The following is a 24,042-nucleotide window of genomic DNA, read 5'->3' as shown; positions in this document are numbered from 1 at the left end:
TAACGAGTGAGAATATTATGACGAAGCGGATGTTTGACACAACCTGTATCGGCAATGCGATTGTCGACGTGATCAGCAAGGCGGACGATGCCTTCCTAAAGGCCGAGAATATAACGAAAAGCGCCATGACGCTGATCGATATGGCGCGCGCCGAAGATCTCTATGCGAAAATGGCGGCCGGGATCGAAATGTCTGGCGGCTCGGCGGGCAACACGGCGGCCGGCATTGCCTCTCTCGGCGGCAATTGCGCCTATATCGGCAAGGTTCGCGATGATCAGCTCGGCGCCATTTTCACCCACGATATCCGCGCGAGCGGCGTCACGTTCGAGACCGGCAAATCGACCGACGGCGCGGCCACGGCCCGCTGCCTGATCCTGGTGACGCCGGATGCGCACCGCAGCATGAATACCTATCTCGGCGCCTGCATCGAGCTGGGCCCGGAGGATATCGATCCCGACATGATCGCCGCCTCGAAGGTCACCTATATGGAAGGCTATCTGTGGGATCCGGAGAACGGCAAACAGGCGTTCCGCAAGGCCGCGGAGATTTCCCATGCCGCCGGGCAGCGCGTCTCCCTCACCCTGTCCGACAGTTTTTGCGTCGATCGCTACCGCGCGGAATTTCGCGACTTCATCAAAGGCGGGGTCGATATCCTGTTCGCCAATGAGGAAGAGATAAAATCCCTCTATCAGACGGAAGACTTCGATGCCGCCCTTGCCGCCGTGCGGGGCCAGGTCGAGATTGCCTGCCTGACGAGAAGCGAAAAGGGCTCGGTCATCGTGACGGAGACCGAATTGCATCAGATTCCGGCCGATAGGGATATCAAGGTGGTGGATACCACGGGCGCGGGCGATCTTTTCGCGGCGGGCTTCCTCTATGGCTTCACCAACGGTCACGACCTTGCAACAAGCGGGCGGATTGGCGCCATGGCCGCCGCGGAGGTGATCAGCCATTACGGCGCACGCCCGGCGGTGAGCCTCAAGGAACTGCTCCAACAAAAACTGGCCGCCGCATTGTAAGCAAGGCAACTGAATGGAATTGTCGACGGGTCTGAAGCGAAAAGCGGTATCGGTGCGAAAGATCTTCCGGCCGGACCGGATTCGTCTGGCAAGCGGGTTGGTGTTGATGTTCTTCCTTGCGGGGCATCTCATCAACCACGCGCTCGGGCTGATCTCGCTGGACGCCATGGAGGCCGGACGCGACATCTTTCTCGGCTTTTGGCGGAGTTCCCCGGGCACGGTCCTGCTGATTGCCGCGATGAGCGCGCATATCATTCTCGTCTTTGTAAAGCTGCTCCGCCACCGGTCATACAGCCGCCTGCCCGCGCGCGACATCGTCCAGATCATTCTTGGCCTCCTGATCCCGCCGCTTGTCATCCTGCATGTGATCGGCACGCGCGTCGTCCATGAAGTCTTCGGCGTCACTGACAGCTACGCCTACCTGCTGTTCTCCATCTGGGTTGCCACCCCCGTCTATGCCTTGCAGCAGAGCATCGTGCTTCTTGTCGCCTGGCTTCACGGCTGCATGGGCATTCACTTCTGGCTCCGGCTGAAGCCGTGGTACAGCCGCCATGTCACGCTGCTCTACAGCCTTGCGCTGATCCTGCCGATCCTCTCGCTGAGCGGCTTTATCAATGGCGCGAACGAGCTGGAGCATCTCTATGCCGACGCCGCCTGGCGGGAGGCCTTCTTCACCGAGATGAACCTGCCCCCGAACCTGGAGGGATGGGCCTATGAGGTCCGTGACATCGGTTACTGGGTCATTTTCGCCGCCCTCGGGCTGTTGCTGGCCAGCCGGATTTACTGGCTGATCCTGTACCGGCGGCGCAAGGTCAATGCGATTTCCTATCCCGACGACAAGGTCGTGCTGGCCTCGCCGGGCCTCACCATTCTGGAGGCAAGCCTGCTTGGCAATGTTCCCCATGCGCATGTGTGCGGTGGCCGCGGACGATGTTCCACCTGTCGTGTCCGGGTGACGGAGGGCGCCGACAATCTGAACCCGCCGAGCGACAAGGAAACCGCCGTCCTGCGCCGCGTCGGCGCGCCCGAGGGAACCCGCCTCGCCTGCCAGAGCATTCCGGCCGGCGACGTTGCCGTCATTCCGCTGCTGCCCGCCACCGCCACCGTGCGTCAGGCGTTCAACCAGCCGGGCTACCTGCAGGGGCAGGAACGGGAAGTTGTCATCCTGTTCGCGGATCTGCGCGCCTTCACCAAGTTTTCCGAGCAGAAACTGCCCTATGACGTGGTGTTCGTGATCAACCAGTATTTCCGCCATATGGGCGAGGCGATCGAAGCCAACGGCGGCCATCTCGACAAATTCATCGGCGATGGCGTCATGGCGCTTTTCGGGCTCAATGAAAACAGCCGCGAGGCAAGCCGGCGGGCGCTCAACGCCGCGCGCGCGATGGCGATGGAGCTGGAAATCATGAACCGCAACCTCGCCTCCGACCTGCCGAGCCCCTTGAAGATCGGCATCGGCCTTCATCTCGGGCAGGTGATCGTCGGGCAGATGGGATATGGCCGCGCGACCTCTGTTACGGCGATCGGCGATCCGGTCAATACCGCAAGCCGGCTTGAGGCGCTGACAAAGGACTATGCCAGCCAGCTAATCTTCTCGGGCCAGGTGGCGGAACGGGCGGAGGAGGATTTTTCAGACCTGCGCCATGAAAGCGTGGAAATCCGCGGCCGGATCGAGCCCCTCGGCATCTATATCGTCGATGACGCGCGCCGCCTGCCGGAACTCCCTGTCTGAGGCGGCGGGAAACAGGGCTTACATACCCCGCGCCATGCTGCCTTCCTTGATCCGCTGACCGCCCATGATATGGACATGGAAATGCGGCACGATCTGGCCCGCGTTTTCCCCGTTGTTGGTGACCACCCGGTATCCGCCGTCATGCAGTCCAAGCGACCGCGCGATCTCTCCCACCTTGATGAAAAAATGCCCGATCTCTTCGGGGGAACCATTGGCCGAAAAATCATCCATGTCGATATAGGGCCGCTTCGGGATCACGAGGACATGGACCGGCGTTTTCGGCGCGATATCGTTGAACGCGAGGACCGCTTCATCTTCGTAGACGGTGGTATTGGGGATTTCCCCCCGCAGGATTTTCGCAAATATATTGTCGTTGTCATACGCCATTATCGTTCCTCTTCTCCGCTTTTGCGCGCCGCCTTTTCCGCAAGGCCGGATTGCCCTTCCCGCTGCGCCAATTTGGCATAAATTTCCGTCGGGTCAATGCCGGCATCCGCCCAGAGCACCGCCAGATGATAAAGCAGATCAGCGCTTTCGGAAATAATGTCATCGCGATCCTCAAGCGCGGCGGCGATGGCCAGCTCGACCGCCTCTTCGCCGACCTTCTGGGCGATTTTCGCCGCTCCCCGGGCATAGAGCGACGCCGTGTAGGAACTCCCGGGGTCCGCCCCCTGCCGCGACGCCACCAGCCGGTATAGCCGCTCCAGCCCCATCTCTTCTTTCTCGCTCATGCCGCTTCCTCCTCTTCCAGCCGGACCGCAATCCCCGCATCGCGCATGGCCCGCTTCGCTTCCGTGATCGTAAACTCGCCGAAATGGAAGATCGACGCCGCCAGCACGGCCGTCGCATGACCGTCGCGAATACCCTCCGCCAGATGGTCGAGCGTGCCAACACCGCCCGAGGCGATCACCGGAACGGGTATGGCGTCGGCGACGGCCCGGGTCAGCGGAATATTGAACCCGGCGCGCGTTCCGTCCCGGTCCATGGAGGTGAGCAGGATTTCCCCCGCCCCGTAGTCGGTCATCCGCTTTGCCCATTCCACGGCATCGATGCCCGTCGGCTCGCGCCCGCCATGGGTAAAAATCTCGAACTTGCCGGGCGCCGTCTGCTTTGCATCGATGGCGACGACGACGCATTGGCTGCCGAACTGCTCCGCCGCCTCGCGCACGAAATCGGGACGCTTGACCGCCGCGCTGTTGATCGAGACCTTGTCGGCCCCGGCCAGCAGCAGCTTGCGCACATCCTCCACCTGCCGGACGCCGCCGCCGACGGTAAGCGGCATGAAGCATTGCTCCGCCGTCCGCCGCACCACGTCATAGATGGTCTCGCGATTGTCGGAGGTGGCGGTGATATCGAGGAAACAAAGCTCGTCCGCGCCCTGCGCATCATAAATGCGTGCCTGCTCCACCGGATCGCCCGCATCGATCAGGTCAACGAAATTGACGCCCTTGACGACGCGGCCGTCCTTGACATCGAGGCAGGGAATGATGCGGGCCTTAAGCATTTGCGCCCCTCACCAGAGCCAGGGCCGCCGCCGGATCGATGCGCCCGTCATACAGCGCGCGGCCGATGATCACCCCTTCGATGCCGCTTGCCTGCACGGCAAGGAGGTTTTCGATATCGGCGATTGACGCCACGCCGCCGGAGGCAATCACCGGGATGGAAATCGCCGCCGCAAGATCGCGCGTCGCCTCGACATTGACGCCCTGCAGCGCGCCGTCCCGGTCGATATCCGTATAGATGATGGCTTCGACCCCCGCATCCTCGAACTTGCGGGCAAGATCAAGCGCGGAGGTCTCGCTTGTCTCCGCCCAGCCTTCGACCGCGACCATGCCGTCGCGGGCATCGATACCGACCGCAATATGCCCGGGGAACGTTTTGCAGGCGTCCTTCACCAGCCCCGGATCACGGAGCGCGATGGTGCCGAGAATGACCCGGCTCAATCCCTTGCCGAGCCACATGTCGATGGTCGCCAGATTGCGGATCCCGCCGCCGAGCTGAACCGGCACGTCCGTCGCGGCGAGAATTTTCTCGACCACCCCCGCATTGACCGGCTTGCCTTCGAAGGCGCCGTTGAGATCGACAAGATGCAGCCGTTCGAACCCCGCATCGCGGAAGGCCCGCGCCTGGTCCGCCGGATCGGTGTTGAACACCGTCGCCGCCGCCATCTCGCCGCGCAGGAGCCGGACGCAGTTGCCATCCTTCAGGTCAATCGCCGGGTAGAGGTTCATGATCGTCACAGCTCCGCCAGTTCTTTTTTAAAGTAAAAGCCGTCGACATAGCGCTCGCCATTCCAGGCGTAGTTCTTTTTCGTCGCCCATTTCTCGTAGCCGTTCGCCTCGAGAAGCGCAATGGCCGCCGCCTGGGTTTCGCGCACATCAACCTCGAGGACCTTGAAGCCCTGCTCCCGCGCGCTGTTTTCAATCACCGCAAGAAGACCGATGGCAAGGCCGTGGCCGCGCGCATATGGCGCAATGAAAAAGGTCGCAACCTGCGCTATATGGGCCCCCGCCTCGTTATTCGAAAACGGTTTCACAAGCTGACCAGAGCCGACGATGCGCCCCTCGAAACGAGCGCAGTAAAGCTCGCGCACCGGCACCATCAGGACGCCTCTCCAGAAATTCTCCTGAACGCTGCGGCGCGGCGGCGTCAGCCAGCCGAAACCGTTGCCATCGATGATGGCTTCCTCCGCCGCCTCGCAAAGATCGTCGAGATCCGCCTGGCTGAATTCGGTTATCGCCTCGATAACCGGCTGCTGAATAGGTCTGGAGCGATCTGCCATCAGGGGGTCCACCTTAAAAAGTTCTCGATCAGCCGGAGCCCGGTTTCCTGACTTTTCTCCGGGTGAAACTGGGTGCCGATCATGTTGTCGCGGCCGACGATTGCCGTCACCGGCCCGCCGTAATCCACCGTCGCCAGAATATGCGCCGGATCCCGCGCCGCCAGATGATAGCTATGCACGAAATAGGCGTGGCAACCGCTTGCAATGCCATCGAAGAGCGGATGGGCCGCCCGGAATTCCAGTTCGTTCCAGCCCATATGCGGAATTTTGAGGTCCGGATCGTCCGGCGTCAGTTTGACGACATCCCCGCCGATCCAGCCAAGCCCGTCCGTCGTGCCATGCTCGATCCCGCGGTCCGCCATCAGTTGCATGCCGACGCAGATGCCGAAAAACGGCCGGCCTTTTTCGATGACCGCCTCCTGCAGGGCCTCGACCATGCCCGCAACCGCCAGAAGGCCGTTCTTGCAGGCGCGGAACGCCCCGACGCCGGGCAGGACGATGCGGTCGGCGCGGGCGACTTCGTCGGCATGGCTGGTGACATTGATCTTCATCGAAAGACCGGCGTCGCGGCAGGAACGCTCGAACGCCTTCGCGGCGGAGCGGAGATTCCCCGAGCCATAATCGATAATGACAGTTTCCATATCAGGTACAAATCCTCCGGCGGAGACGCCGGGCTCTGAAATTACAGGCTGCCGCCCAGCACGCCCTTTGTCGAGGGAACGGCGTCGGCGCGGCGTGGATCGATTTCCGTGGCGTCGCGCAGGGACCGCGCGAGCGCCTTGAAGCAGCTTTCCACGATATGATGGTTATTGGTTCCGTAAAGATTTTCCACATGCAGGGTGATGCCGGCGGCCTGCGCGAAGGCCTGGAACCATTCCTTGAACAGTTCCGTGTCCATCTCGCCGAGCTTGTCGCGGCTGAACTCCACCTTCCAGATGAGATAGGGCCGGTTGGAGATATCGAGCGCCACCCGCGTCAGCGTCTCGTCCATCGGGATAAGCGCGGATGCATAGCGGCGGATGCCCTTGAGGTCCCCGAGTGCCTTGGCGAAGGCTTCCCCGATCGCAATGCCGGTATCCTCGGTCGTGTGGTGATAATCGATATGCAGATCGCCTTGCGCGCGGACTTTCAAATCCATCAGGCTGTGGCGCGACAGCTGTTCCAGCATATGATCGAGAAAACCGATGCCCGTCTTGACATCATAGACGCCGGTGCCGTCGAGATTGAGCTCAACCTCGATATCGGTTTCTTTCGTCTTCCGCTTTACCGTTCCTACGCGCATGGAATTTCCTTCCGGCCTGGCATCTCGCCGCGTGAATGTCTGGCGAGGATATAGCAGGATCGGTGAGGAAAACCAAGCCTTTGCAGCGCATGGCCGCGCAAAAGACCGAATATTATACGCCGATCACTTTGTCCGGAATAGTCACCGCCGGCGGGATATCGCCGCTGGTCCCGTCACCCGTTGTCGCGTCGGTCCCGCGGCCGGCCTTGATCAGCTCCTCCGCATGGTTGAGCGCAAACTCGATGCGTTGGGCAAGTTCCTTGTAGTTGTCCCGCGCGGCATCGACATGGATATAGCTCAGAATCTCGAATATCGCCCGAAGGTTCGAGGCTTTTTCCGCCGTTTCGTCCAGGGCATCGCGTTCGGTTGGCATCGGTTTCTCCTGCGTTGTGCTTTGGCTTCCCTGGGATGACGTCCGCCACCGGCAATTGTGAAGTCCGGTATCGGCAAAAATACAGGCGTCATCACCGGCAACACCCTTTCAACCTTGACCCTTGGCGGAAAATGGTTACATCGTCAGGGCAACCCCAATTACAGAAGAGTTTCTATGTCCGAAAAAATTGACAGCTGGCACGGGACGACAATTCTGTCTGTGCGCAAGAACGGAACCGTTGTCGTCGCCGGTGACGGGCAGGTTTCGCTCGGTCAGACGGTGATCAAGTCCAATGCCCGCAAGGTGCGCCGGATCGGCGCCAAGAATGACGTGATCGTCGGGTTCGCCGGCGCCACCGCCGATGCCTTCACCCTGTTCGAGCGGCTGGAAGGCAAGCTGGAGCAGCATCCGGGCAATCTCACCCGCGCCTGCGTCGAGCTGGCCAAGGACTGGCGGACCGATAAATATCTCCGCCGGCTGGAAGCCATGATGGCGGTCGCCAACCATGAGGTGTCGCTGATCCTGACCGGCACCGGCGACGTTCTGGAACCCGAAGACGGCATTATCGCGATCGGATCGGGGGGCAATTATGCCCTTGCCGCCGCGCGCGCGCTGGTCGACCGCGACGACATGGAGGCGGAGGATATCGCCCGGAAAGCCATGGCGATCGCCGCCGGGATCTGCGTCTATACGAATGAAAATGTAATCATCGAAAGTATCGGTAAAAAATGACAAGTCTATCGCCACGGGAAATCGTCTATGAGCTTGACCGCTTTATCATCGGTCAGTCGGATGCCAAGAAATCCGTTGCAATCGCCCTTCGCAACCGCTGGCGCCGCCAGCAACTGCCCGAAGAGCTGCGCGAAGAAGTCCTGCCCAAGAATATCCTGATGATCGGCCCGACGGGCGTCGGCAAGACCGAAATCTCCCGCCGCCTCGCGAAACTCGCCAATGCGCCGTTCCTGAAGGTGGAAGCCACGAAATTCACCGAGGTCGGCTATGTCGGCCGGGATGTCGAGCAGATTATCCGCGACCTGATCGAGATCGCGCTCAACATGGTGCGCGAGGCGCAGCGCCAGCAGGTCGTCGCCAAAGCGGAACTCGCCGCCGAGGAACGGGTTCTGAACGCGCTGGTCGGCGAGAAAGCCTCTCCCGATACGCGGCAGAAATTCCGCAAGATGCTGCGCGAGGGCGAGCTCGACGACAAGGAAATCGAGCTGGAGCTGGTGGATACCGGCGGCATGGGCCTTCCCACCTTCGATATCCCGGGGATGCCCGGCGCGCAGATGGGCATGCTCAATCTCAATGACATGCTGGGCAAGCTCGGCGGACAACGCACCAAGCCTCGGAAAATGCTGGTGAAAGACAGCTACAAGGTGCTTATCGACGAGGAGAGCGACAAGCTCCTCGATGAGGATGCCGTTGTCCGCGACGCCATCAAGCTCGTTGAAAATAACGGCATCGTCTTCCTCGACGAGATCGACAAGATCTGCGCCCGCAGCGACCGCCAGGGGGCCGATATCAGCCGCGAAGGCGTGCAGCGCGACCTGCTGCCGCTGATCGAGGGCACGATCGTCAGCACGAAATACGGGACGGTGCGCACGGACCACATCCTGTTCATCGCCTCCGGCGCCTTCCATATCGCCAAGCCCTCGGACCTGCTGCCGGAGCTTCAGGGTCGCTTGCCGATCCGGGTGGAGCTTCGGGCGCTGACCAAGGATGACTTCAAGCGAATCCTCACCGAGCCGGAAGCGAGCCTGATCAAGCAGTATGTCGCGCTGATGGAGACCGAGGAAGTGCATCTCAACTTCACCGATGATGCCATCGACGCCATCGCGACGATTTCCGCGGATGTCAACGCGGCGATCGAGAATATCGGCGCCCGGCGGCTGCATACGGTGCTGGAACGGGTGCTCGAGGAGATCAGCTTTCAGGCGTCCGACAAGGGCGGCTCGGTGGTCAATATCGACAAGGAATATGTCGATGAGCATCTTGGCGAGCTGGCCACGAATATGGATCTTTCCAAATTCATCCTCTGATCGAAAACGCCGGCGGGATCAGGCCCCTTTGAACTTCGCCGGCCTTTTTTCGGCCATTGCCTGCTTTCCCTCGCGGAAATCATCAGATTGCAGGCAGTCGGCCTGAAACCGCCGCGCCTTCGCGATGTCAAGCTCCCCGCGGGCGATATCGTTCAGCGTTTCCTTCATGCCGCGCAGGGAGAGCGGGGCAAGGCCCGCAATATCCTGAACCAGCGCGGCGGTCCGCGCCGCCAGCGCCTCCGGTTCGACGAGGTAGTCGAGAAAGCCGATGGCTTTCAGTTCTTCCGCCGACATCTTTTCACAGGCGAGGAAAAAACGCTTTGCCGGACCGAGACCGAGCCGGGCGACGGCGCGGGCAAGGCCCGCCGGCGGATAATGAATACCGATGCGGGCCGGCGGGATAAAGGCACTCATCGTTGTGATGCCGATCCGGAAATCGCAGGAAAGCGCAAGATCCGCCCCGCCGCCATAAACCCCGCCGTTGAGCGCGCAAATCGTCGGAAAGGGCAGCCGCTCGACCACATCCGTCAGCTGCTCCAGCGGATTTTCATCGAAATTATAGCGGCCAAGCTCGCCAAGGTCGGCGCCCGCGCAGAAGCTCTTGCCCGTGCCGGTCAGCACCATCACGCGGAGCGATCTGTCCTCCGCCTTCCCGGTAAGTTCCTCCCGCAGCGCCTTCATCGTCGCCGGCGAGAGTTTGTTATGCTGCGCGGGATTATCAAGGCGCACTCTAAGAGTGGTATTTTCAACGGCTATATGAAAAGATGCGCCCATCAGCAGTATCCTTTTTGCTTTTCTTGAGTTGAGCCGACCATAAAGAGATTGCCGCAGCCGCGCCATGCAAAATAATCAAACAGTTGAATTTCGGAAGACCTTGTCATGAATTTGCGCCGCCTGCGCATGGGCCTCAAGACCGTCCTTGGCCTGAAGAAAGAGGGGTTTTTTATTCCCTACCGCTATGCTTCGAGCCTGCCGGACGCGGGCGAACGCAGGCCCTATCCCGCGATTGCGGCGTTGATGGCAGCTCGGGAGGGGCAATTTGCGGAAATTCTGGACAGCCTCGCCGCCTACGCGGATGACTTCAAGACCTTCGGCACGGCCCCGCCGCCGGACCCGCGGTTCGAACAGGACTGGTTCCCGAGGCTGGACGCCGCCGTCGCCTATGCCATGGTGCGGCAGAGAAAACCGGCGCGCATCGTCGAGGTCGGCTCCGGCCATTCGACGCGCTTCATGGCCCGCGCGATCAAGGACGGCAATCTCGCGACGAATTTCACCGCGATCGATCCGGCGCCGCGTGCCTCCATCGAGACGCTTCCCGTCACGATCGTCCGCAAGACGCTGGCCGACGCCGGGGAGGCATCGTTCCGTGACCTTGCCGCGGGCGATATTCTCTTTATCGATTCCAGCCATATCGCCATGCCGGGGAGCGATGTCGATGAGCTGTTCCTGAACATCCTTCCCGCCCTACCGGACGGCGTTTTTATCCATATCCATGATATTTTCCTGCCCGACGACTATCCGCCAAGCTGGGACTGGCGCGGCTATAACGAGCAGCTCCCCGTCGCGACAATGTTACTCTCCGGCGGATATGAGCTGCTCTTCTCCAGCGCCTATGTCGCAAGCCGGATGACCAATCAACTTGCCCGCTCCGCCATCAGCGGATTGCCGCTGCCCGACGGGGCCTTTGAGACAAGCCTCTGGCTTCAAAAACGACTGATCACGCAAATATGAACCTTTTTGCTTTTCAATTACCCGAAAAAAGATTCATATGACGGGAATGTGGAAAAGCCTTCTAAGAACAGTTCTCGGCGAGAAGATAGAGGGAAACCTGCCCGCCCGGGTGCAGGAGGCGATATCCCGCCAGCAGGCCCAGTCGGAAATCCTCATCGCCTGGGTGCAGGTCTTCATTGTCGTCACCTTCTCGATCCTGTATGCGCTGTCGCCGAAAACCTTCGCCGCCGACGTCATGTTCGCGCCTGTTCCCTACGCGCTTCTGATCTATGCGCTGTTTACGGCGCTGCGCCTGTTTCTCGCCTATTTTCAAAAGATGCCCTGGTGGTTTATCAGCCTGTCGGTCATCGCCGACATGGCGCTGCTGATGTTCCTGATCTGGAGCTTTCACCTTCAGTATGAACAGCCGCCCTCCTTCTATCTGAAGGCACCGACGCTGCTCTATGTCTTCATCTTCATCGCGCTCCGTGCCCTCCGTTTCGAGGTGAGCTACGTCCTGCTTGCGGGCGCGGCAGCGGCGGTCGGCTGGCTTGTCCTGATTGGCTATGCCGTACATGAAGAGGGCGGCATGGCGCAGATCACGCGGGATTATGTCGAGTTCACCATGTCCCACAAAATCCTGCTCGGCGCGGAATTCGACAAGGTGATCAGCATCGTTCTCGTCACGCTGATCCTCGCCCTCGTCATCGTCCGGGCGCGGCGGCTGCTTGTCCATTCGGTCGCCCAGGCAACCGCGGCGGCGGACCTGTCGCGCTTCTTCTCGCCGGAAATCGCCGCGCAGATCACCCATTCCGAAAGCTGGATCGAACCCGGCACCGGCGAAGCGCGCCAGGCGGCGATCCTCCATTGCGATCTGCAGGGCTTCACCAAACTCTCCATGGAACGGCCCGCCAACGAGGTGATTTCGCTGCTGGCGGAATATCAGTCGCGCATGGTGCCCGTCATCCAGAAGCATGGCGGCACCATCGACAAGTTCCTTGGCGACGGCATTCTCGCGACTTTCGGCGCGGCGGTGCCGACGGACCGCTATGCCGCCGATTGCCTGCGGGCGATGGAAGATCTTGCGACGGAGGCCGCCCGCTGGTCGGCGGAGCGCGACGCGGAGGGCAAGGATCCGATGACCGTCCGCTTTGTCTCCGCCGTCGGCGCCATCGTTTTCGGCGCGGTCGGGGACAGCAGCCGACTGGAATATACGGTGATCGGCGAGCCGGTCAATCTCGCCGCCAAGCTCGACAAGCATGCGAAGGAGGAGCAGGCGACCGGCGTCACGACGCGCGAGGCGCTGGACCTTGCGAAAGCGCAGGGTTACGCGCCGCGAACGAAACTGGAAATCCGCGAAGGGCGGGCGGTCGACGGCGTGAAGGGCACCGTCGATCTTGCGATTTTCCGCGCCTGACCGCCCCTATTTGTAAGGATCGGCGGCGTCGCGCAGGCCGTCGCCGAGGAAATTGAACGCCAGCACGACCATGATCACCGGCAGCACCGGATAGATCAGCCAGGGCGTCGTCGCCACCGCGTTGATATTCGTCGTCTCATTGAGCAACACCCCCCAGGAGGTGATCGGCGGCCGCAGCCCGAGCCCGAGGAAGGACAGCGCCGTTTCCCCCAAAATCATGCTCGGGATCGCAAGGCTCGCGCTGGCGATCAGATGGCTCGCGAAGGAGGGCAGCAGGTGCCGACCGATAATCCGCCTGGGCTTCGCGCCCATCAGCTGCGCGGCGGTGCAGAAATCCTCCTCCCGGAGCGAGAGGAATTTCGATCGCACGGCACGCGCAAGCCCCGGCCAGTCGAGCAGCCCGAGAATAACCGTCAGCCCGAAGAAGACGAGGATCGGCGACCAGGTCACCGGCAGCGCCGCGGACAGCGCCAGCCAGAGCGGCAGCTGCGGCAGCGATTTCAACAGCTCGATCGTCCGCTGGATGACATTATCGATCCAGCCGCCGTAATAGCCCGATATACCGCCCAGAATGATGCCGAGGGTGAAGCTGATGGCGATGCCGATCAGCCCGATGGAGAGCGAAATCCGCGCGCCATAGATGATGCGCGAAAGAATATCCCGGCCCAGCCGGTCGGTGCCGAGCCAGAAGAAGGACGCCAGCTTCTTGTCATCGGGGCAGACCAGATGCAAATTCGCCTTGAACAGGCCCCAGAATTCATACTCATCCCCGGCGCAGAAGAAGCGCAAGGGATAGGGCTTGTTGGTATTGACTTCATATTCGCGCTTCAGGGTTTCGCGGTTAAGCCGCTGCTTGTAGCCATAGACGAAGGGTCCGACAAACTCGCCGTCATGGAACAGATGGATCGATTGCGGCGGCGCGAAGATATATTTCGTATGCCGCGTCTGCAGGTCATAGGGCGCAAGAAATTCGGAGATCAGAATCGAGAGATAGAACAATAGCAGCACAATCCCGCTGATGACGGCGACCTTGTGGCGACGGAACTTCCACCACATCATCTGCCATTGCGAAGCCATGTAGAAGCGTTCCTGCTCAGCCGTGAACTTCTCCACCGAATAGGGATCGAAGGGCTCGCGGGAATACCAATGCTCGAGCGGCGGTTCCTTGTTCGGTCCGGTCGTGTCCGTCATTTCGTCGCCCCCCCGGTCAGCCTGATACGCGGATCCAGAACCGCCAGCAGCACATCGGAAATAAACATGCCGACAACCGTCAGAAGCGCGAGGAACATCAGCAGCGAGCCCGCCATATACTGATCCTGATTGCGCAGCGCCTCCAGCAGGAGCGGCCCCACCGTCGGCAGGCTCAGCACCATGCTGACGATCACCGAGCCGGAAATCACGTCGGGCAGCAGGTTGCCGATATCGGCGATAAAGGGGTTGAGCGACATGCGGATCGGGTACTTGATCAGTGCCTTCAGCCGCGGCACGCCCTTCGCCTTCGCCGTCGTCACATATTGCTTTTGCAGCTCATCCAGCAGGTTCGCCCGCAACCGCCGGATCATCGAGGCGGTGCCGCTCGTGCCAATGACGATCACCGGTACGATCATATGATCGAAGACCGACATCGCCTTCTCGAAGCTCCAGGGCTGGTTGATATATTTATCATCCATCAGCCCGCCGATGGAAATGCCGAAATAGACGTTCGCATAATAGAGAAGCACCATGGCGAGCAGGAAATTCGGCGTCGCCAGGCCGAGATAGCCGATGAGCGTGAACCCATAGTCGCCGATGGAATATTGCCGCGTCGCCGAATAGACGCCGATGGGAAAGGCGACGATATAGATAAAGAGAATGGTCGAGAAATTGATCAGGAACGACAGGCCGAGCCGGTCTCCTATCACTTCCTTTACGGGCAGGTCATAGGCAAACGACTGTCCCCAATTGCCCTGGATCAGGCCGGAAAAACCATCGGGCCCCGGCCAGAAGCCCATCCAGCGCGCATATTGTTCGAGCGGCGATTTATCGAGCGCATATTGTTCGCGGTAAAATTCGATCTTCGCCATCGCCGAGGCGGACTCGCCCTGCGATTTAAGCTCCTCCAGATGGTTCGAAAGATAGTCGCCCGGCGGCAGCTGAATGATGACGAAGGTCAGAATGCTGATCACCAGCAGGGTGGGGATCATCACCAGCACTCTGTGTACGAAATAAGTAAACATTCAACCCTGCCCCGTAAGGTTCCGGGTTTTCCCCGGCGTCGCCCCTGCCCTTTTCGCATTGTTCGCCGAAAAGTCGCGCGCCGTCAACAGCTTGGCCGGAATTAACCGTGGTGAATATGCCGTTATCATCCGCGCCAATGCCATCCCCTTCCCGCCCGGTTATTTGTCGAACCAGAACAGGTCCGGATGATACACGCCGAACTGGGCGCCGGGATCCCAGTTATAGACCCCTTCTTTCGGGACATTGCGCAGGCTGTTGGTAACGACGACGGGTTGCAGAATGGCGCCGACGACCCCGATGGTGAATTGCTGATCGGCGTGGATTTCCAGCATCTCGCGCCAGATTTTCGCCTTTTCGTCATCATCCGTTGTCGCCAGCCAGCGTTCATACAGATCGAACAGCTTCTGCGCCTCGGGCAGGTCGATCGGCTCCCCGGACTTCCCCTTGGTTTCGAAATACTGGCCCCATTTCGGCCATTGATAGCTGGTCTGGCTGGTCGGCGCGCGCGTCGCCGGGCTCGATTGCGCCGTCGGGATGCCGTCTTCGAAACCGGACCAGACGGACATCACCGTCTCGCCGGAGAAAATCCGGTTGCGGAAAACCGCCCGCTGGGAGGGTTTGGTGAACAGCTCGACCCCGATCTTTTCCCAGGATTCGTTGATCAGCTCCAGAATGTCCGACTGCTCCGTCTCCTCGCCCGCCGTCTCGATCACGATCGTCAGCGGCTCGCCGTTAGGCAGCAGCCGGACGCCATCGCCATCCCGCGCGGTGAGGCCCATGTCATCGAGAAGGGCGTTGGCCTTGTCGAGATCGAACGTCGCCCATTTCGTGCGCAGCTCCTCGGTGTAAAAGGGGCTTTGCTTCTGCACGGCGTTGTTGCCCTCCACCGCCAGGCCGAAGAAGAGGATGTCGTTCACCTCTTCGCGGTCAATGGCAAGCGACAGGGCGCGGCGGAAGCGCACATCGCGCATCAGCTTGCGCCAGATCGGATCCTCGGCATTGAGATTGGGAAAGAGCGTGAAATGCGACCCCCGCGCCGTTTCCCAAAGCAGGACTTTGTAATGGGAGCGTTCCTCGTTCTCTTTCAGGAAGGTGGCATCCTGAAGTCGCAGGCCGCGCGCCTGCAGATCGACATCGCCCGAGGCCGCCTTCGCCGGGATCAGCTTCCCCTCGGACACCGTGAAAATCAGCTTGTCGATATAGGGAAGCTGGTTACCTTGCGGGTCGACCCGATGGAAATAGGGATTGCGCTCACCGACAAACCGCGTCGCCGGGGAGGGGGTGACATTGCGCCAGGGCTGCAGGGTCGGCAATTCGGGATTATCGAATTTATACAGGTTATCCAGGCGGTTATGGTTCGCCGCCCAGGATTTCATCATGATCCGCTGCTTCGGCGTCAGCTTCTTCTTGTCGATATGCCTCTCGTGATGATGCTTCAGGTAATGCGCCGGGCGGTAGATCAACAGCGGCGCCGCCCCGGCAAGTTCCGACAGGAAATTCGGGTTCGGCACGGACCAGGAATAGACAACCGTCAGGGGATCGGGAAATTCGACCACCGGCATTTCTCCGTTGATCAGCAGCGACGCCGGCGGTCCCGCCGGAGACAGCTTTTCGTTATTCGCGATATCTTCCCACCAGTAGCGGAAATCCTCTGACGTGAACGGCGCCCCGTCGGACCATTTATGACCGGCGCGGATCTTCATGGTGAAGATGCGGCCCTCCTCGACGGTGACCGATTCCAGGATATCGGGCCGGATTTCAAAATCGGGCGTATAGCCGACAAGCCGCGCATAGCCGTTCACGAACATCAGCTTGACGTCGGAGGGATTGCCGATCAGCGTGCGCAGCTCTCCGCCGTATTTACCGAGGGTCTGACCCTCCATCGGCGTGACGACCAGCGGATTTTTCGGCAGACGTTGGTCCATCGGCGGCAAATCCCCCGCCTTCACCGCCGCTTCAAAAAAGGGCACCTCGGCCTGCGCAGCATGAAGGGGCGCCAGCGCCAGCAGCACCGGCAACAGCATTCCCATCCCCAATTTGCGCATCCCGATCACAATTTCAGCTCCGTCACGTCCGTATTTTCATGCACCCGCACATAATGTCCCCCTCCAATATCCATCATAATCGGGTTGGTATGCAAATCCGCCGTGAAGGGCGCGGGCCAAAGCTCGGGGTTGGAGGCTTTCTCCTCCACCAGATTGGCGAAATTGAGCCGGTGATTGGGATCCGGTTCCGGCACCGCGGCAAGCAGGCGCTTGGTATAGGGATGCACGGGATTAGCAAACAGCACTTCCTTCGGCGCCGTTTCGACAAGGCGTCCCTTGCACATCACGGCGATCCGATCGGCGATATAGTCGACCACCGCGAGATTATGGGAAATGAACAGATAGGTCAGCCCGAGTTCCGCCTGCAAATCCTTCAACAGATTGAGGATTTGCGCCTGGATCGACACATCGAGGGCGGAAACCGGCTCATCACAGATCAGCAGGTCAGGCTTCAGCGCAAGCGCCCGCGCGATGCCGATCCGCTGGCGCTGACCGCCGGAGAAGGAATGCGGATAGCGGCGCAGGAAGCGAAAATCAAGGCCGACGAGGGTCATCAGCTCGCGCACCGTTTCCTCCCGCTCCGCCGCCGTGCCGACATTATGGATGATGAGCGGCTCGGAGATAATGTCGTAGACCGTCATCCGCGGATTGAGGGACGAAAACGGGTCCTGAAAAATAAACTGGACCTTGTTGCGGTAGTCGAACAGAGAATCACCGGTGAGCGCGAGCACGTCGATATCCCGCCCGCGGTCATTATAGACCACCTCCCCCTCCGTCGCGGTAAGGGCGCGCAGGATCAGCTTCGAGAGGGTCGTCTTGCCGCAGCCGCTCTCGCCGACGAGGCCGAGACATTCGCCCGGGCGGATAAAGAAGCTGACATTGTCGACCGCCAGAACCTCTCCGGCCGGCTTCGCGCCGAACAGCGAGGATTTGCGCGTCGTGAACCGCTTCGTGAGGTTCGTCACCTTGAGGATCGGCTTCTCGTCGCCACTGAGGATCGGGCGGGGGTTCGCCTGCTCCAGGAACTTGCTGTCGGCATCGCGCTTGATCTCGCGGATCGGCGTCAGCCGCTCTCCCGGTTTCATGTTGAAACGCGGGATCGCCCGCATCAGCGCCTTGAGATAGGGATGCTCGGGGCTCCTGAAAATATCCTCAAGCGTGCCCTGCTCCATCACCTTCCCATGGTACATGACGATGATCTCGTCGGCCATGCTGGCAACGACGCCGAGGTCATGGGTAATGAGCAGGATGGACATCCCGAGCTGCTTTTGCAGGTTCTGCATCAGATCGAGGATCTGCGCCTGGATCGTGACATCGAGCGCCGTCGTCGGCTCATCGGCGATAAGCAGCGCCGGGCGGCAGATAATCGCCATGGCAATCATCGCCCGCTGGCGCAGTCCGCCCGAAAGTTCGAAGGGATAGGTATGAAACGCCTGCTCCGGTTCGGGAAAGCCGACAAGGCGGAGCATGTCGACGGTGATCTGCGCGCCTTCCTGCTTCGTCTTCTTGTGGTGGAGATGCAGGGCCTCGGAAATCTGGTCGCCGATGGTATGCAGCGGCGAGAGGGAGGTCATCGGCTCCTGGAAGATGATCGAGATGCGGCCGCCGCGGATGTTGCGCATCTCCTTGCTGTCGGGTTTCAGCTTCGCGATATCATAGAAAACACCGGGCTTTTCCGGATCGAAGAAGAGGATTTCGCCGCTGGTGATATGCGCGGGCTTCGGCAGGATGGACATGATCGCCTGGCTGATCACCGACTTGCCCGACCCGGATTCGCCGACCAGCGCGACGGTCTTGCCGTCGGGCACGCGGAAACTGACCCCGTCTACCGCCTTGATCGTTCCCTCTGCAACACGAAACTCGACCTTCAGATCCCGCACCAGCAACACATTCGTCATCGGTTCACCGTTCCATACGCAGCCGAACGGCCGCTTTCGGGCCGGGAAATGCCGAGCGCCTGAAGGTTCCGGACCGTCTTCGCGTCCGGCATCAGGCCGTTTCTGGCCGCCGCGCCGAAACTCAGCCGCACCAGCCCTTCGAAATCACTGATTGTTGAATCGATGCCCAATCGCGCGCCCCCGCCCTTAAGTTTCAGCTGCATCCAGCCCGCTTCCCGATCGCGCCGCGTCGAGTAGTAATTCAGGCTGAACCCCTCCAATTCCTCCCAGTTTATTCTCCGATTTACGGGGCCGGACATGACAATGCCCGTCCCGCTCACCTCGAAGCGGGTGAATTGCCGGATTACCGCACGAACGCCGAAACCGACAAATACGCACAACAGGAAAACCAGCAAATAAACAATGACAGATATCGGGTTTAACAACAAGAGCGGAACAAGCGTCAGGGCGATCCCGAACCCGGCCCGCGCATAACCGCCGAGGATGATCCTTACGGGATAGGCATGGACCGTCGTCATTCGTCTTCCTCCGCGGCCTCCCGCATGAAGGCCGCCTCGGGAAGTCCGTCGATGAGCGCGAGCGCCCCCTCGATGGGGAGAAACCGCACGGCCGGGTGAGCCGTCAGCACCGACAGCAAGCGATAGAGCGCCGCCCAGATATCCTCGTCATGCACTAGATGATGGGTCAGCAGGCCCGTCGGCTCCTGCGGGTCGGCGGGGCCGAGGCGCCGTGACCCCAGATGCCCGACAACCATTTCCAGCAGCGTATCTTCCGCCACCACGCTCCTACCGCCGCGCCAGTCGATCGGATCGACATGGGTGTTGATCTCGGCAAGATGCGGGGCCGCCAGTTCGCCCGCGCGGGCGGTATAGCGGGAAATGCCGAGATAGCCGAGCCCGGCCAGGGCACCAAGATGGTGGTTCGCGATACGGTTCCAGGGTGGCACCATTATGGGGACGAACTGGTCGGTGAATATCCGCGTGAGGATCTCTTTCCCCCTGACGAGGTCGGCCATCGCGTCTTCGGATGCCCGGTTTTCCGGGAATTCCGACTTCTTCTTGCCCTCGGCGGCAAAATTCCGGTGCTGATAGCCATGCTGGAGAATGGCGCAAGGCTCCAGATGCTCGACCAGTTCCGCCTCCACATCGGCCGGGATGACCGCAAGCGCGAGGGGCAGATCGAAATGCGCCTGCAGGTGAAGCAGCCGCGCCAGCGCCGGCGTCATCCGGGTCGCATCGTCGTCGCGCCACCAGAAGGTGGCGATACGGCCTTCCGATTGCCAGTTGTCAAGCTCCCGCGAGAGGCGGTCCCAATCACTCATCAGTCCGGTTTCGTCCACATTTTCAGCAATTCTATCGTTTTCGCGGCGCCGTTGACATCTATTTCGGCGCGCGCCGGCGGGCCGTTCAGCGCGTCATCCACCCGGGCCGCCAGAATCTCCGGCGTCAGCCCGTCCTCATCGGCGATCTGCAGCACCCCTTTCTCGGCCAGCAGGCGGGCGCGCAGGGTCTGCTCGGTCTCGAGGCCGCCGGCGTAGGGCACGATCACCGCCCGGCACCGGGCATGCAGGGTTTCCATCACCGTATTATAGCCGCCCTGGCTTATCGAGAGGGCGCAGTTCATGAGAAGGGTCGTGAAATCGGGACGCGCGCGCTCGACAATCACGCCCTCGGGCGCAAGGGCGCAAAGTTCATCGAAGATTTCCGCCTCCACCGTGACGCCGACCAGCATCCGCCAGATGCGATCCTTCGCCGTGCTCAGGGCGCGCGCCGTCATCGCAGTCTTGAGAAGGTTGGTCCCGACCGCGCCGCCACCGCTGGAGACAATCACCTCGCCCGCGCCCGGCGCCTCCGCCCCGCCCCGGACGCCCGTGTGATCGACCACATAGCCGGTATAGAAGATCCGCTCCCGGATCCGCTCTGTATGGGGAAAGGTCTTGTCGAGGGAGATAAGCTCGGGATCGCCATGCACCAGCACATAATCGAAATAGGTCCGGGCGAGATCCAGCATTTCGTCATTGCGGCCGGGCTTCTTCTGCGCGACCAGGATATCCCGGACCGAGGAGATGACGAGCGGACGGCGGCGATCGGCGCGCGCCGCCTCCAGCAGCGGCAGAAGCTCGAACCGCATTTGCCGCCGGCCGAAGGGGAACAGCTCGGTGATCAGGATTTCCGGCTGCAGATCGCGATAGATTTCAAGCAGGCGGTCCGCCCGCCGCTGCCGCCATTCATCGTCGATCTGCTGGCCGTCCTCGTCGACCAGCACCTTGAAATATAGGTCCGTCGCCCGCGTCGCGGGAAGCTGGATCAGCCGCGCGCCGCCAAGATCGACGTCAATCTCATGCCCGCCGGAGACGACGGTGACATCAAAACCGGCCCGCATCATGTTGCGCGCCAGCGTCGCCGTCCGCTTCAGATGCCCGATGCCCAGCAGATGCTGGACATAGAACAGGATTTTTACCGGCCGCGTTTGTTCCATCATGCGTCTTTCATTTCTATATTGATCCGGAGCGGTGTAAGCCCGCCCCCGGGGCTTACCTCGAACAGATGTCCCGTCGCCCAGTCGAATTTCACCGGCGCCTGCGCGGTCATGTCCCAGTCATAGGCGAGGGATTTGAGCGCGCGGATCACCCCCTTGTGCGTGACCGCGATGGTATCCGTCTCCAGGCTTGCAAGCCAGGGCCGGAGCCGCGCCACCACATCGGCGGGGCTTTCGCCGCCCGGCGGCGTCATATCAAGGCCGCGCGATTCATTATATCTGAATTCCGCGCCGTATTTCGCCCGAAGATCGGCAAGGGTCTCCCCCTCCCACGCGCCCCACTGCATTTCAATGAGCGCCGGTTCGATCTTGATATCTTTCGCCCCCAGCAGCTCCGCCGTCTCGCGCGCACGGTCGAGCGGGCTCGCCGTCCATTCGAAGCCGCGGAACTCCTCCGGCACCCGTTTGCCCGCCAGTTCCGCCCGCCCGTCGGCGCATAACGGGATATCCGTCCGGCCCTGGATCTTTTTTTGCAGGTTCCAGTCGGTCTTGCCGTGCCGGATGACGAGAAGGCGCGGCATCACAGAACCCCTCCGATATGGGATTTCAGCAGCGCCGCGGCGCGGGCGATTGTCCGTTCACGCCGGACGAATTCCCGCGCCTTTTCCCCCATTGCGCGGCGGCGGTCGTCATCCCTGAGCAATATCTCCACCGCATCGGCAAAGGCCGCCGCATCGCCGGGCGGCGTCAGCAGGCCGGTTTCCCCGTCGCGCACGACATCGGGAACACCCCGGATATTTCCCGCGACGACGGGAAGGCCGCAGCCTTCGGCTTCCAGAAAGGCCATGCCATAGGCTTCGCCATGGGCGGGCCAGACATAAAGATCGGCCATGTCATACCAGGCCGGCACCTGCTCCGGCGTCATGGCGCCAAGGAAAACGGCGCGCCCGCCAAGCGGGGCCAGCGCCGCCTCGACCTCGGGCCGCTTCTCGCCGCCGCCAACCACCAGAAGCTGCCAGTCATCGCCGCCGAGACGGGCAAGGCTCTCGCCAAGCTGGCGGTAGGACATCATCTTGTCGCCGCCGCGCATCATCGCGACTGACAGCAAGGTCTTCACCCCCCGCCGCCCGCCGGCCGCCGCCATCGCCGCCGCGGTATCGACCGGGACGGCGCGTTCAAGATAGGTGTCGATATCGATGAAGGGCGGCAGCATGACCAGCGCGTTACCGGGCGACATCAAGGGTTTCAGGCAGGCCCCGTCGAGCGTCGTCATATGAAAGACGATCCGCGCGGAGGCAATGGCGGCGGCGGCGGCCTCGAAACCCGTCTGCCAGTCACCGCGCGCGCGCTTCGGCGCATGGCTCGCCTCCGCCACGATATAGGGAATATCGAGCGCCCGGCAAACCTCCGGCCCGATCCAGTCCGGCGCCTTGTGATACAGGTGATAGGTGAACCAGCCGTCGGGCGCGTCATCGGGGCGGTCGCGCCATTTTCTGATCAATTCCGCCGCCTCTTTCGCGCCCTGCGTCTTCACCGCCGCCTGAAAAGCGGGATCACCCTTACCATCGAAACTGCGCAGGCCGGAGGCGAGCGTCACCTCGAACCCCGCCATCTCCAGCGCCGACCGGAGCAACCGGCCCATCCGCCGATCACCGGAGGGGACCGGATGGTCCGGCGATTTCATCGGCGCGTAGAAGGCAAGCTTCATGATCCGGTTCCGGTCCGGGGCAATTCACCCGGGGCGCCAAGCTTGCGGGCAAGCTGGCCGACCCAGGCGTTGACATCGAAAAGTTTCCTGAGGCGCGCATTCCCCGCCTCCGAGAAGACGCGCCGGAGGTCCGGATCACGGGCCAGCGTCAGGAGCGCCGCCGTCATCGCCGCCGGATCGCGCGGCTCGACCAGAAGGCCGGTTTCCCCGTCGATCACCAGTTCGGGAACCGCCGAGACATTGGTGGCAACCGTTGCGAGCTTCTGGCTCTGCGCCTCCATCAGCACATTCGGCAGCCCGTCGCGGTCGCCATCCTCGGCAATCCGGCTGGCCAGAACGAAGATATCCGCCGCCTTGAGGGCCGCGAGCACCTCCTCCTGCGGGCGCGCGCCGCGCCAGTCGATGCGCGCCGCAATGCCAAGCTGCTGCGCCTGCGCGCGCAATTCGCCAAGCAGCGGGCCGCCGCCGATATGCGTAAAGCGCCAGTGAAGATCCCCGGGCAATCCGGCAAGCGCGGTCAGCAGATCGTCATATCCCTTCTTCGCCACCGCCCGCCCGACGGAGAGGATTTCAACAGGCGCCGCCGGGTCCGATCCGTCCCGGACATGGCGGCGATCGGGGAATTCCGGAAACCGGGTCATGTCAAGGCCGTGATACATCAGCGACACGCGGGATTTATCCGCCGCCAGACCGGCCAGATACTCGGCATTGACGGAGGTGCAGGTGACAAGCCAGGAAAGCGCGTCCAGCTTTTCGCGCAACTCCCATTCCGGGGTCGTCCAGATATCCTTCGCATGCGCCGAACAGCTCCAATCGTGGCCAGTCATAAGGCTGGCGTAGCGGGCGACGGAGGCGGGCGTATGCAGGAAATGCGCGTAGACCATGGCGGTGCCTTCGGGCATCTCGGCGGCGAGCACCAGTGCCTGTCCGAACCGGCGCACCCGGTTCGGCGTCAGATCCCGCCGAAGGTCCTTGAGCCAGACCGACCGCGCCGCCGCATAGCCCGGCAGGCGCCGCGCCCTCCACCAGGATTTCAGGACACGCAGCGGCTCCTGATACAGATATTCCGGCAGATAATTGACCGGCGCCGAGATTTCATCATTCACGGGATGGGTGGATTTGTCCGTCGGATGACGCAGCGAGACCAGCTGCAGACGCAGACCCAGCCGCTCCAGCGCCAACAGTTCCTGCGCGATAAAGGTCTCCGACAGGCGCGGATAGCCTTTCAGCACCACGACAACGAGAGGGGCTTGATTTTGCAGGTCAGACATGGCGCTCCGCTTCGGAATGGATGTACCGGCATTGTTAAGGGCAGATCGGCTAAATATCAACAAGCAAAGGC

The 24,042-nt window shown here is 61.5% G+C and carries 25 protein-coding genes; 6 read left to right on the top strand and 19 right to left on the bottom strand.

Features of this window, described 5'->3' with window-relative positions:
- Positions 1–17 precede the first annotated feature (17 nt).
- Together GQF03_RS17825 and GQF03_RS17820 are read left to right on the top strand one after the other, a co-directional pair.
- A complete protein-coding gene (locus tag GQF03_RS17825) occupies positions 18–1,019 on the top strand; it encodes an adenosine kinase (RefSeq protein WP_161340652.1) in 1,002 nt (333 codons plus the stop codon).
- Positions 1,020–1,032: 13 nt separating this feature from the next.
- Positions 1,033–2,751 (top strand): adenylate/guanylate cyclase domain-containing protein, encoded by a 1,719-nt coding sequence (locus GQF03_RS17820; RefSeq protein WP_161340651.1) that lies wholly within the window; start codon positions 1,033–1,035, stop codon positions 2,749–2,751.
- 18 nt (positions 2,752–2,769) lie between these two features.
- On the opposite strand, the gene GQF03_RS17815 is transcribed toward GQF03_RS17820, so the two are convergent.
- From GQF03_RS17815 to GQF03_RS17780, 8 genes are all read right to left on the bottom strand, one after another.
- Positions 2,770–3,138 (bottom strand): histidine triad nucleotide-binding protein, encoded by a 369-nt coding sequence (locus GQF03_RS17815; protein ID WP_161340650.1) that lies wholly within the window; start codon positions 3,136–3,138, stop codon positions 2,770–2,772.
- Positions 3,138–3,482 carry a phosphoribosyl-ATP diphosphatase gene (locus tag GQF03_RS17810; RefSeq protein ID WP_161340649.1) on the bottom strand — a complete coding sequence of 115 codons (345 nt, stop codon included), beginning with the start codon at positions 3,480–3,482 and terminating at the stop codon, positions 3,138–3,140. The genes GQF03_RS17815 and GQF03_RS17810 overlap by 1 nt, the downstream gene beginning before the upstream one ends.
- Positions 3,479–4,255, bottom strand: a complete 777-nt coding sequence (hisF, locus tag GQF03_RS17805; protein WP_161340648.1) for an imidazole glycerol phosphate synthase subunit HisF — start codon at positions 4,253–4,255, stop codon at positions 3,479–3,481. The genes GQF03_RS17810 and hisF overlap by 4 nt, the downstream gene beginning before the upstream one ends.
- Positions 4,248–4,982: a 1-(5-phosphoribosyl)-5-[(5-phosphoribosylamino)methylideneamino]imidazole-4-carboxamide isomerase gene (gene hisA / locus GQF03_RS17800; RefSeq protein ID WP_161340647.1), complete on the bottom strand. Its 735-nt coding sequence runs from the start codon at positions 4,980–4,982 to the stop codon at positions 4,248–4,250. Before hisA ends, hisF begins: the two co-directional genes overlap by 8 nt.
- Before the next feature lie 5 nt (positions 4,983–4,987).
- On the bottom strand, positions 4,988–5,533 hold the full coding sequence (locus GQF03_RS17795) for a GNAT family N-acetyltransferase (protein ID WP_161340646.1): 546 nt from the start codon (positions 5,531–5,533) through the stop codon (positions 4,988–4,990).
- On the bottom strand, positions 5,533–6,174 hold the full coding sequence (gene hisH / locus GQF03_RS17790) for an imidazole glycerol phosphate synthase subunit HisH (protein ID WP_161340645.1): 642 nt from the start codon (positions 6,172–6,174) through the stop codon (positions 5,533–5,535). Before hisH ends, GQF03_RS17795 begins: the two co-directional genes overlap by 1 nt.
- A 41-nt stretch (positions 6,175–6,215) precedes the next feature.
- Positions 6,216–6,815 (bottom strand): imidazoleglycerol-phosphate dehydratase HisB, encoded by a 600-nt coding sequence (hisB, locus tag GQF03_RS17785; protein WP_161340644.1) that lies wholly within the window; start codon positions 6,813–6,815, stop codon positions 6,216–6,218.
- 112 nt (positions 6,816–6,927) lie between these two features.
- Positions 6,928–7,188 carry a hypothetical protein gene (locus GQF03_RS17780; protein ID WP_161340643.1) on the bottom strand — a complete coding sequence of 87 codons (261 nt, stop codon included), beginning with the start codon at positions 7,186–7,188 and terminating at the stop codon, positions 6,928–6,930.
- Positions 7,189–7,362: 174 nt separating this feature from the next.
- Here GQF03_RS17780 and hslV point away from each other — a divergent pair, with 174 nt between their 5' ends.
- Entirely contained in the window at positions 7,363–7,920 is a 558-nt protein-coding gene (gene hslV / locus GQF03_RS17775; protein ID WP_161340642.1) for an ATP-dependent protease subunit HslV, read from the top strand.
- Positions 7,917–9,227, top strand: coding sequence for an ATP-dependent protease ATPase subunit HslU (hslU, locus tag GQF03_RS17770; RefSeq protein WP_161340641.1), 1,311 nt, complete (start codon positions 7,917–7,919; stop codon positions 9,225–9,227). Before hslV ends, hslU begins: the two co-directional genes overlap by 4 nt.
- 18 nt (positions 9,228–9,245) lie before the next feature.
- On the opposite strand, the gene GQF03_RS17765 is transcribed toward hslU, so the two are convergent.
- Positions 9,246–10,001: an enoyl-CoA hydratase/isomerase family protein gene (locus GQF03_RS17765; protein ID WP_161340640.1), complete on the bottom strand. Its 756-nt coding sequence runs from the start codon at positions 9,999–10,001 to the stop codon at positions 9,246–9,248.
- A 105-nt stretch (positions 10,002–10,106) separates the two neighbouring features.
- Between GQF03_RS17765 and GQF03_RS17760 the strand changes: the two genes are divergently transcribed.
- The gene (locus tag GQF03_RS17760; RefSeq protein ID WP_206375888.1) at positions 10,107–10,958 is read left to right on the top strand and encodes a class I SAM-dependent methyltransferase; all 852 of its coding nucleotides are present in this window, start codon (positions 10,107–10,109) and stop codon (positions 10,956–10,958) included.
- A gap of 37 nt (positions 10,959–10,995) precedes the next feature.
- Positions 10,996–12,354 (top strand): adenylate/guanylate cyclase domain-containing protein, encoded by a 1,359-nt coding sequence (locus GQF03_RS17755; RefSeq protein ID WP_161340639.1) that lies wholly within the window; start codon positions 10,996–10,998, stop codon positions 12,352–12,354.
- A 6-nt stretch (positions 12,355–12,360) separates the two neighbouring features.
- Here GQF03_RS17755 and GQF03_RS17750 read toward each other — a convergent pair whose 3' ends face one another.
- The 10 genes from GQF03_RS17750 to GQF03_RS17705 all read right to left on the bottom strand — a co-directional run bounded on the left by GQF03_RS17750 (position 12,361) and on the right by GQF03_RS17705 (position 23,971).
- On the bottom strand, positions 12,361–13,545 hold the full coding sequence (locus tag GQF03_RS17750; protein ID WP_161340638.1) for an ABC transporter permease: 1,185 nt from the start codon (positions 13,543–13,545) through the stop codon (positions 12,361–12,363).
- Positions 13,542–14,570, bottom strand: coding sequence for an ABC transporter permease (locus tag GQF03_RS17745; protein ID WP_161340637.1), 1,029 nt, complete (start codon positions 14,568–14,570; stop codon positions 13,542–13,544). The genes GQF03_RS17750 and GQF03_RS17745 overlap by 4 nt, the downstream gene beginning before the upstream one ends.
- Before the next feature lie 159 nt (positions 14,571–14,729).
- Positions 14,730–16,595, bottom strand: a complete 1,866-nt coding sequence (locus GQF03_RS17740; protein ID WP_162858497.1) for an ABC transporter substrate-binding protein — start codon at positions 16,593–16,595, stop codon at positions 14,730–14,732.
- 26 nt (positions 16,596–16,621) lie between these two features.
- Positions 16,622–18,514, bottom strand: coding sequence for an ABC transporter ATP-binding protein (locus GQF03_RS17735; RefSeq protein ID WP_161340636.1), 1,893 nt, complete (start codon positions 18,512–18,514; stop codon positions 16,622–16,624).
- A complete protein-coding gene (locus GQF03_RS17730; RefSeq protein ID WP_161340635.1) occupies positions 18,511–19,032 on the bottom strand; it encodes a hypothetical protein in 522 nt (173 codons plus the stop codon). The genes GQF03_RS17735 and GQF03_RS17730 overlap by 4 nt, the downstream gene beginning before the upstream one ends.
- Positions 19,029–19,835: a polysaccharide deacetylase family protein gene (locus GQF03_RS17725; RefSeq protein WP_161340634.1), complete on the bottom strand. Its 807-nt coding sequence runs from the start codon at positions 19,833–19,835 to the stop codon at positions 19,029–19,031. Before GQF03_RS17725 ends, GQF03_RS17730 begins: the two co-directional genes overlap by 4 nt.
- Positions 19,835–20,995, bottom strand: a complete 1,161-nt coding sequence (locus tag GQF03_RS17720) for a glycosyltransferase family protein (RefSeq protein WP_161340633.1) — start codon at positions 20,993–20,995, stop codon at positions 19,835–19,837. Before GQF03_RS17720 ends, GQF03_RS17725 begins: the two co-directional genes overlap by 1 nt.
- Positions 20,992–21,573 carry a histidine phosphatase family protein gene (locus GQF03_RS17715; protein ID WP_161340632.1) on the bottom strand — a complete coding sequence of 194 codons (582 nt, stop codon included), beginning with the start codon at positions 21,571–21,573 and terminating at the stop codon, positions 20,992–20,994. Before GQF03_RS17715 ends, GQF03_RS17720 begins: the two co-directional genes overlap by 4 nt.
- Positions 21,573–22,700: a glycosyltransferase family 4 protein gene (locus tag GQF03_RS17710; protein ID WP_161340631.1), complete on the bottom strand. Its 1,128-nt coding sequence runs from the start codon at positions 22,698–22,700 to the stop codon at positions 21,573–21,575. The genes GQF03_RS17715 and GQF03_RS17710 overlap by 1 nt, the downstream gene beginning before the upstream one ends.
- Entirely contained in the window at positions 22,697–23,971 is a 1,275-nt protein-coding gene (locus GQF03_RS17705) for a glycosyltransferase family 4 protein (RefSeq protein WP_161340630.1), read from the bottom strand. Before GQF03_RS17705 ends, GQF03_RS17710 begins: the two co-directional genes overlap by 4 nt.
- Positions 23,972–24,042 lie beyond the last annotated feature (71 nt).

It is taken from the genome of Sneathiella chungangensis (assembly GCF_009882935.1).
Lineage (GTDB): Bacteria > Pseudomonadota > Alphaproteobacteria > Sneathiellales > Sneathiellaceae > Sneathiella > Sneathiella chungangensis.
This window is presented reverse-complemented; position numbering and strand designations above follow the sequence as displayed.

Excerpts from the sequence above, each read along its gene's own strand:
- GQF03_RS17810 (WP_161340649.1), bottom strand. The coding sequence starts at position 3,482 with ATGAGCGAGAAAGAAGAGATGGGGCTGGAGCGGCTATACCGGCTGGTG.
- GQF03_RS17820 (WP_161340651.1), top strand. The coding sequence starts at position 1,033 with ATGGAATTGTCGACGGGTCTGAAGCGAAAAGCGGTATCGGTGCGAAAG.
- hisB (WP_161340644.1), bottom strand. The coding sequence starts at position 6,815 with ATGCGCGTAGGAACGGTAAAGCGGAAGACGAAAGAAACCGATATCGAG.
- GQF03_RS17705 (WP_161340630.1), bottom strand. The coding sequence starts at position 23,971 with ATGTCTGACCTGCAAAATCAAGCCCCTCTCGTTGTCGTGGTGCTGAAA.
- GQF03_RS17745 (WP_161340637.1), bottom strand. The coding sequence starts at position 14,570 with ATGTTTACTTATTTCGTACACAGAGTGCTGGTGATGATCCCCACCCTG.
- GQF03_RS17725 (WP_161340634.1), bottom strand. The coding sequence starts at position 19,835 with ATGAGTGATTGGGACCGCCTCTCGCGGGAGCTTGACAACTGGCAATCG.
- GQF03_RS17730 (WP_161340635.1), bottom strand. The coding sequence starts at position 19,032 with ATGACGACGGTCCATGCCTATCCCGTAAGGATCATCCTCGGCGGTTAT.
- GQF03_RS17740 (WP_162858497.1), bottom strand. The coding sequence starts at position 16,595 with ATGCTGTTGCCGGTGCTGCTGGCGCTGGCGCCCCTTCATGCTGCGCAG.
- GQF03_RS17720 (WP_161340633.1), bottom strand. The coding sequence starts at position 20,995 with ATGATGGAACAAACGCGGCCGGTAAAAATCCTGTTCTATGTCCAGCAT.
- GQF03_RS17815 (WP_161340650.1), bottom strand. The coding sequence starts at position 3,138 with ATGGCGTATGACAACGACAATATATTTGCGAAAATCCTGCGGGGGGAA.
- hisA (WP_161340647.1), bottom strand. The coding sequence starts at position 4,982 with ATGAACCTCTACCCGGCGATTGACCTGAAGGATGGCAACTGCGTCCGG.
- hslV (WP_161340642.1), top strand. The coding sequence starts at position 7,363 with ATGTCCGAAAAAATTGACAGCTGGCACGGGACGACAATTCTGTCTGTG.
- GQF03_RS17825 (WP_161340652.1), top strand. The coding sequence starts at position 18 with ATGACGAAGCGGATGTTTGACACAACCTGTATCGGCAATGCGATTGTC.
- GQF03_RS17715 (WP_161340632.1), bottom strand. The coding sequence starts at position 21,573 with ATGCCGCGCCTTCTCGTCATCCGGCACGGCAAGACCGACTGGAACCTG.
- GQF03_RS17765 (WP_161340640.1), bottom strand. The coding sequence starts at position 10,001 with ATGGGCGCATCTTTTCATATAGCCGTTGAAAATACCACTCTTAGAGTG.
- hslU (WP_161340641.1), top strand. The coding sequence starts at position 7,917 with ATGACAAGTCTATCGCCACGGGAAATCGTCTATGAGCTTGACCGCTTT.
- GQF03_RS17735 (WP_161340636.1), bottom strand. The coding sequence starts at position 18,514 with ATGACGAATGTGTTGCTGGTGCGGGATCTGAAGGTCGAGTTTCGTGTT.
- GQF03_RS17755 (WP_161340639.1), top strand. The coding sequence starts at position 10,996 with ATGACGGGAATGTGGAAAAGCCTTCTAAGAACAGTTCTCGGCGAGAAG.
- GQF03_RS17710 (WP_161340631.1), bottom strand. The coding sequence starts at position 22,700 with ATGAAGCTTGCCTTCTACGCGCCGATGAAATCGCCGGACCATCCGGTC.
- GQF03_RS17750 (WP_161340638.1), bottom strand. The coding sequence starts at position 13,545 with ATGACGGACACGACCGGACCGAACAAGGAACCGCCGCTCGAGCATTGG.
- hisF (WP_161340648.1), bottom strand. The coding sequence starts at position 4,255 with ATGCTTAAGGCCCGCATCATTCCCTGCCTCGATGTCAAGGACGGCCGC.
- GQF03_RS17780 (WP_161340643.1), bottom strand. The coding sequence starts at position 7,188 with ATGCCAACCGAACGCGATGCCCTGGACGAAACGGCGGAAAAAGCCTCG.
- GQF03_RS17795 (WP_161340646.1), bottom strand. The coding sequence starts at position 5,533 with ATGGCAGATCGCTCCAGACCTATTCAGCAGCCGGTTATCGAGGCGATA.
- GQF03_RS17760 (WP_206375888.1), top strand. The coding sequence starts at position 10,107 with ATGAATTTGCGCCGCCTGCGCATGGGCCTCAAGACCGTCCTTGGCCTG.
- hisH (WP_161340645.1), bottom strand. The coding sequence starts at position 6,174 with ATGGAAACTGTCATTATCGATTATGGCTCGGGGAATCTCCGCTCCGCC.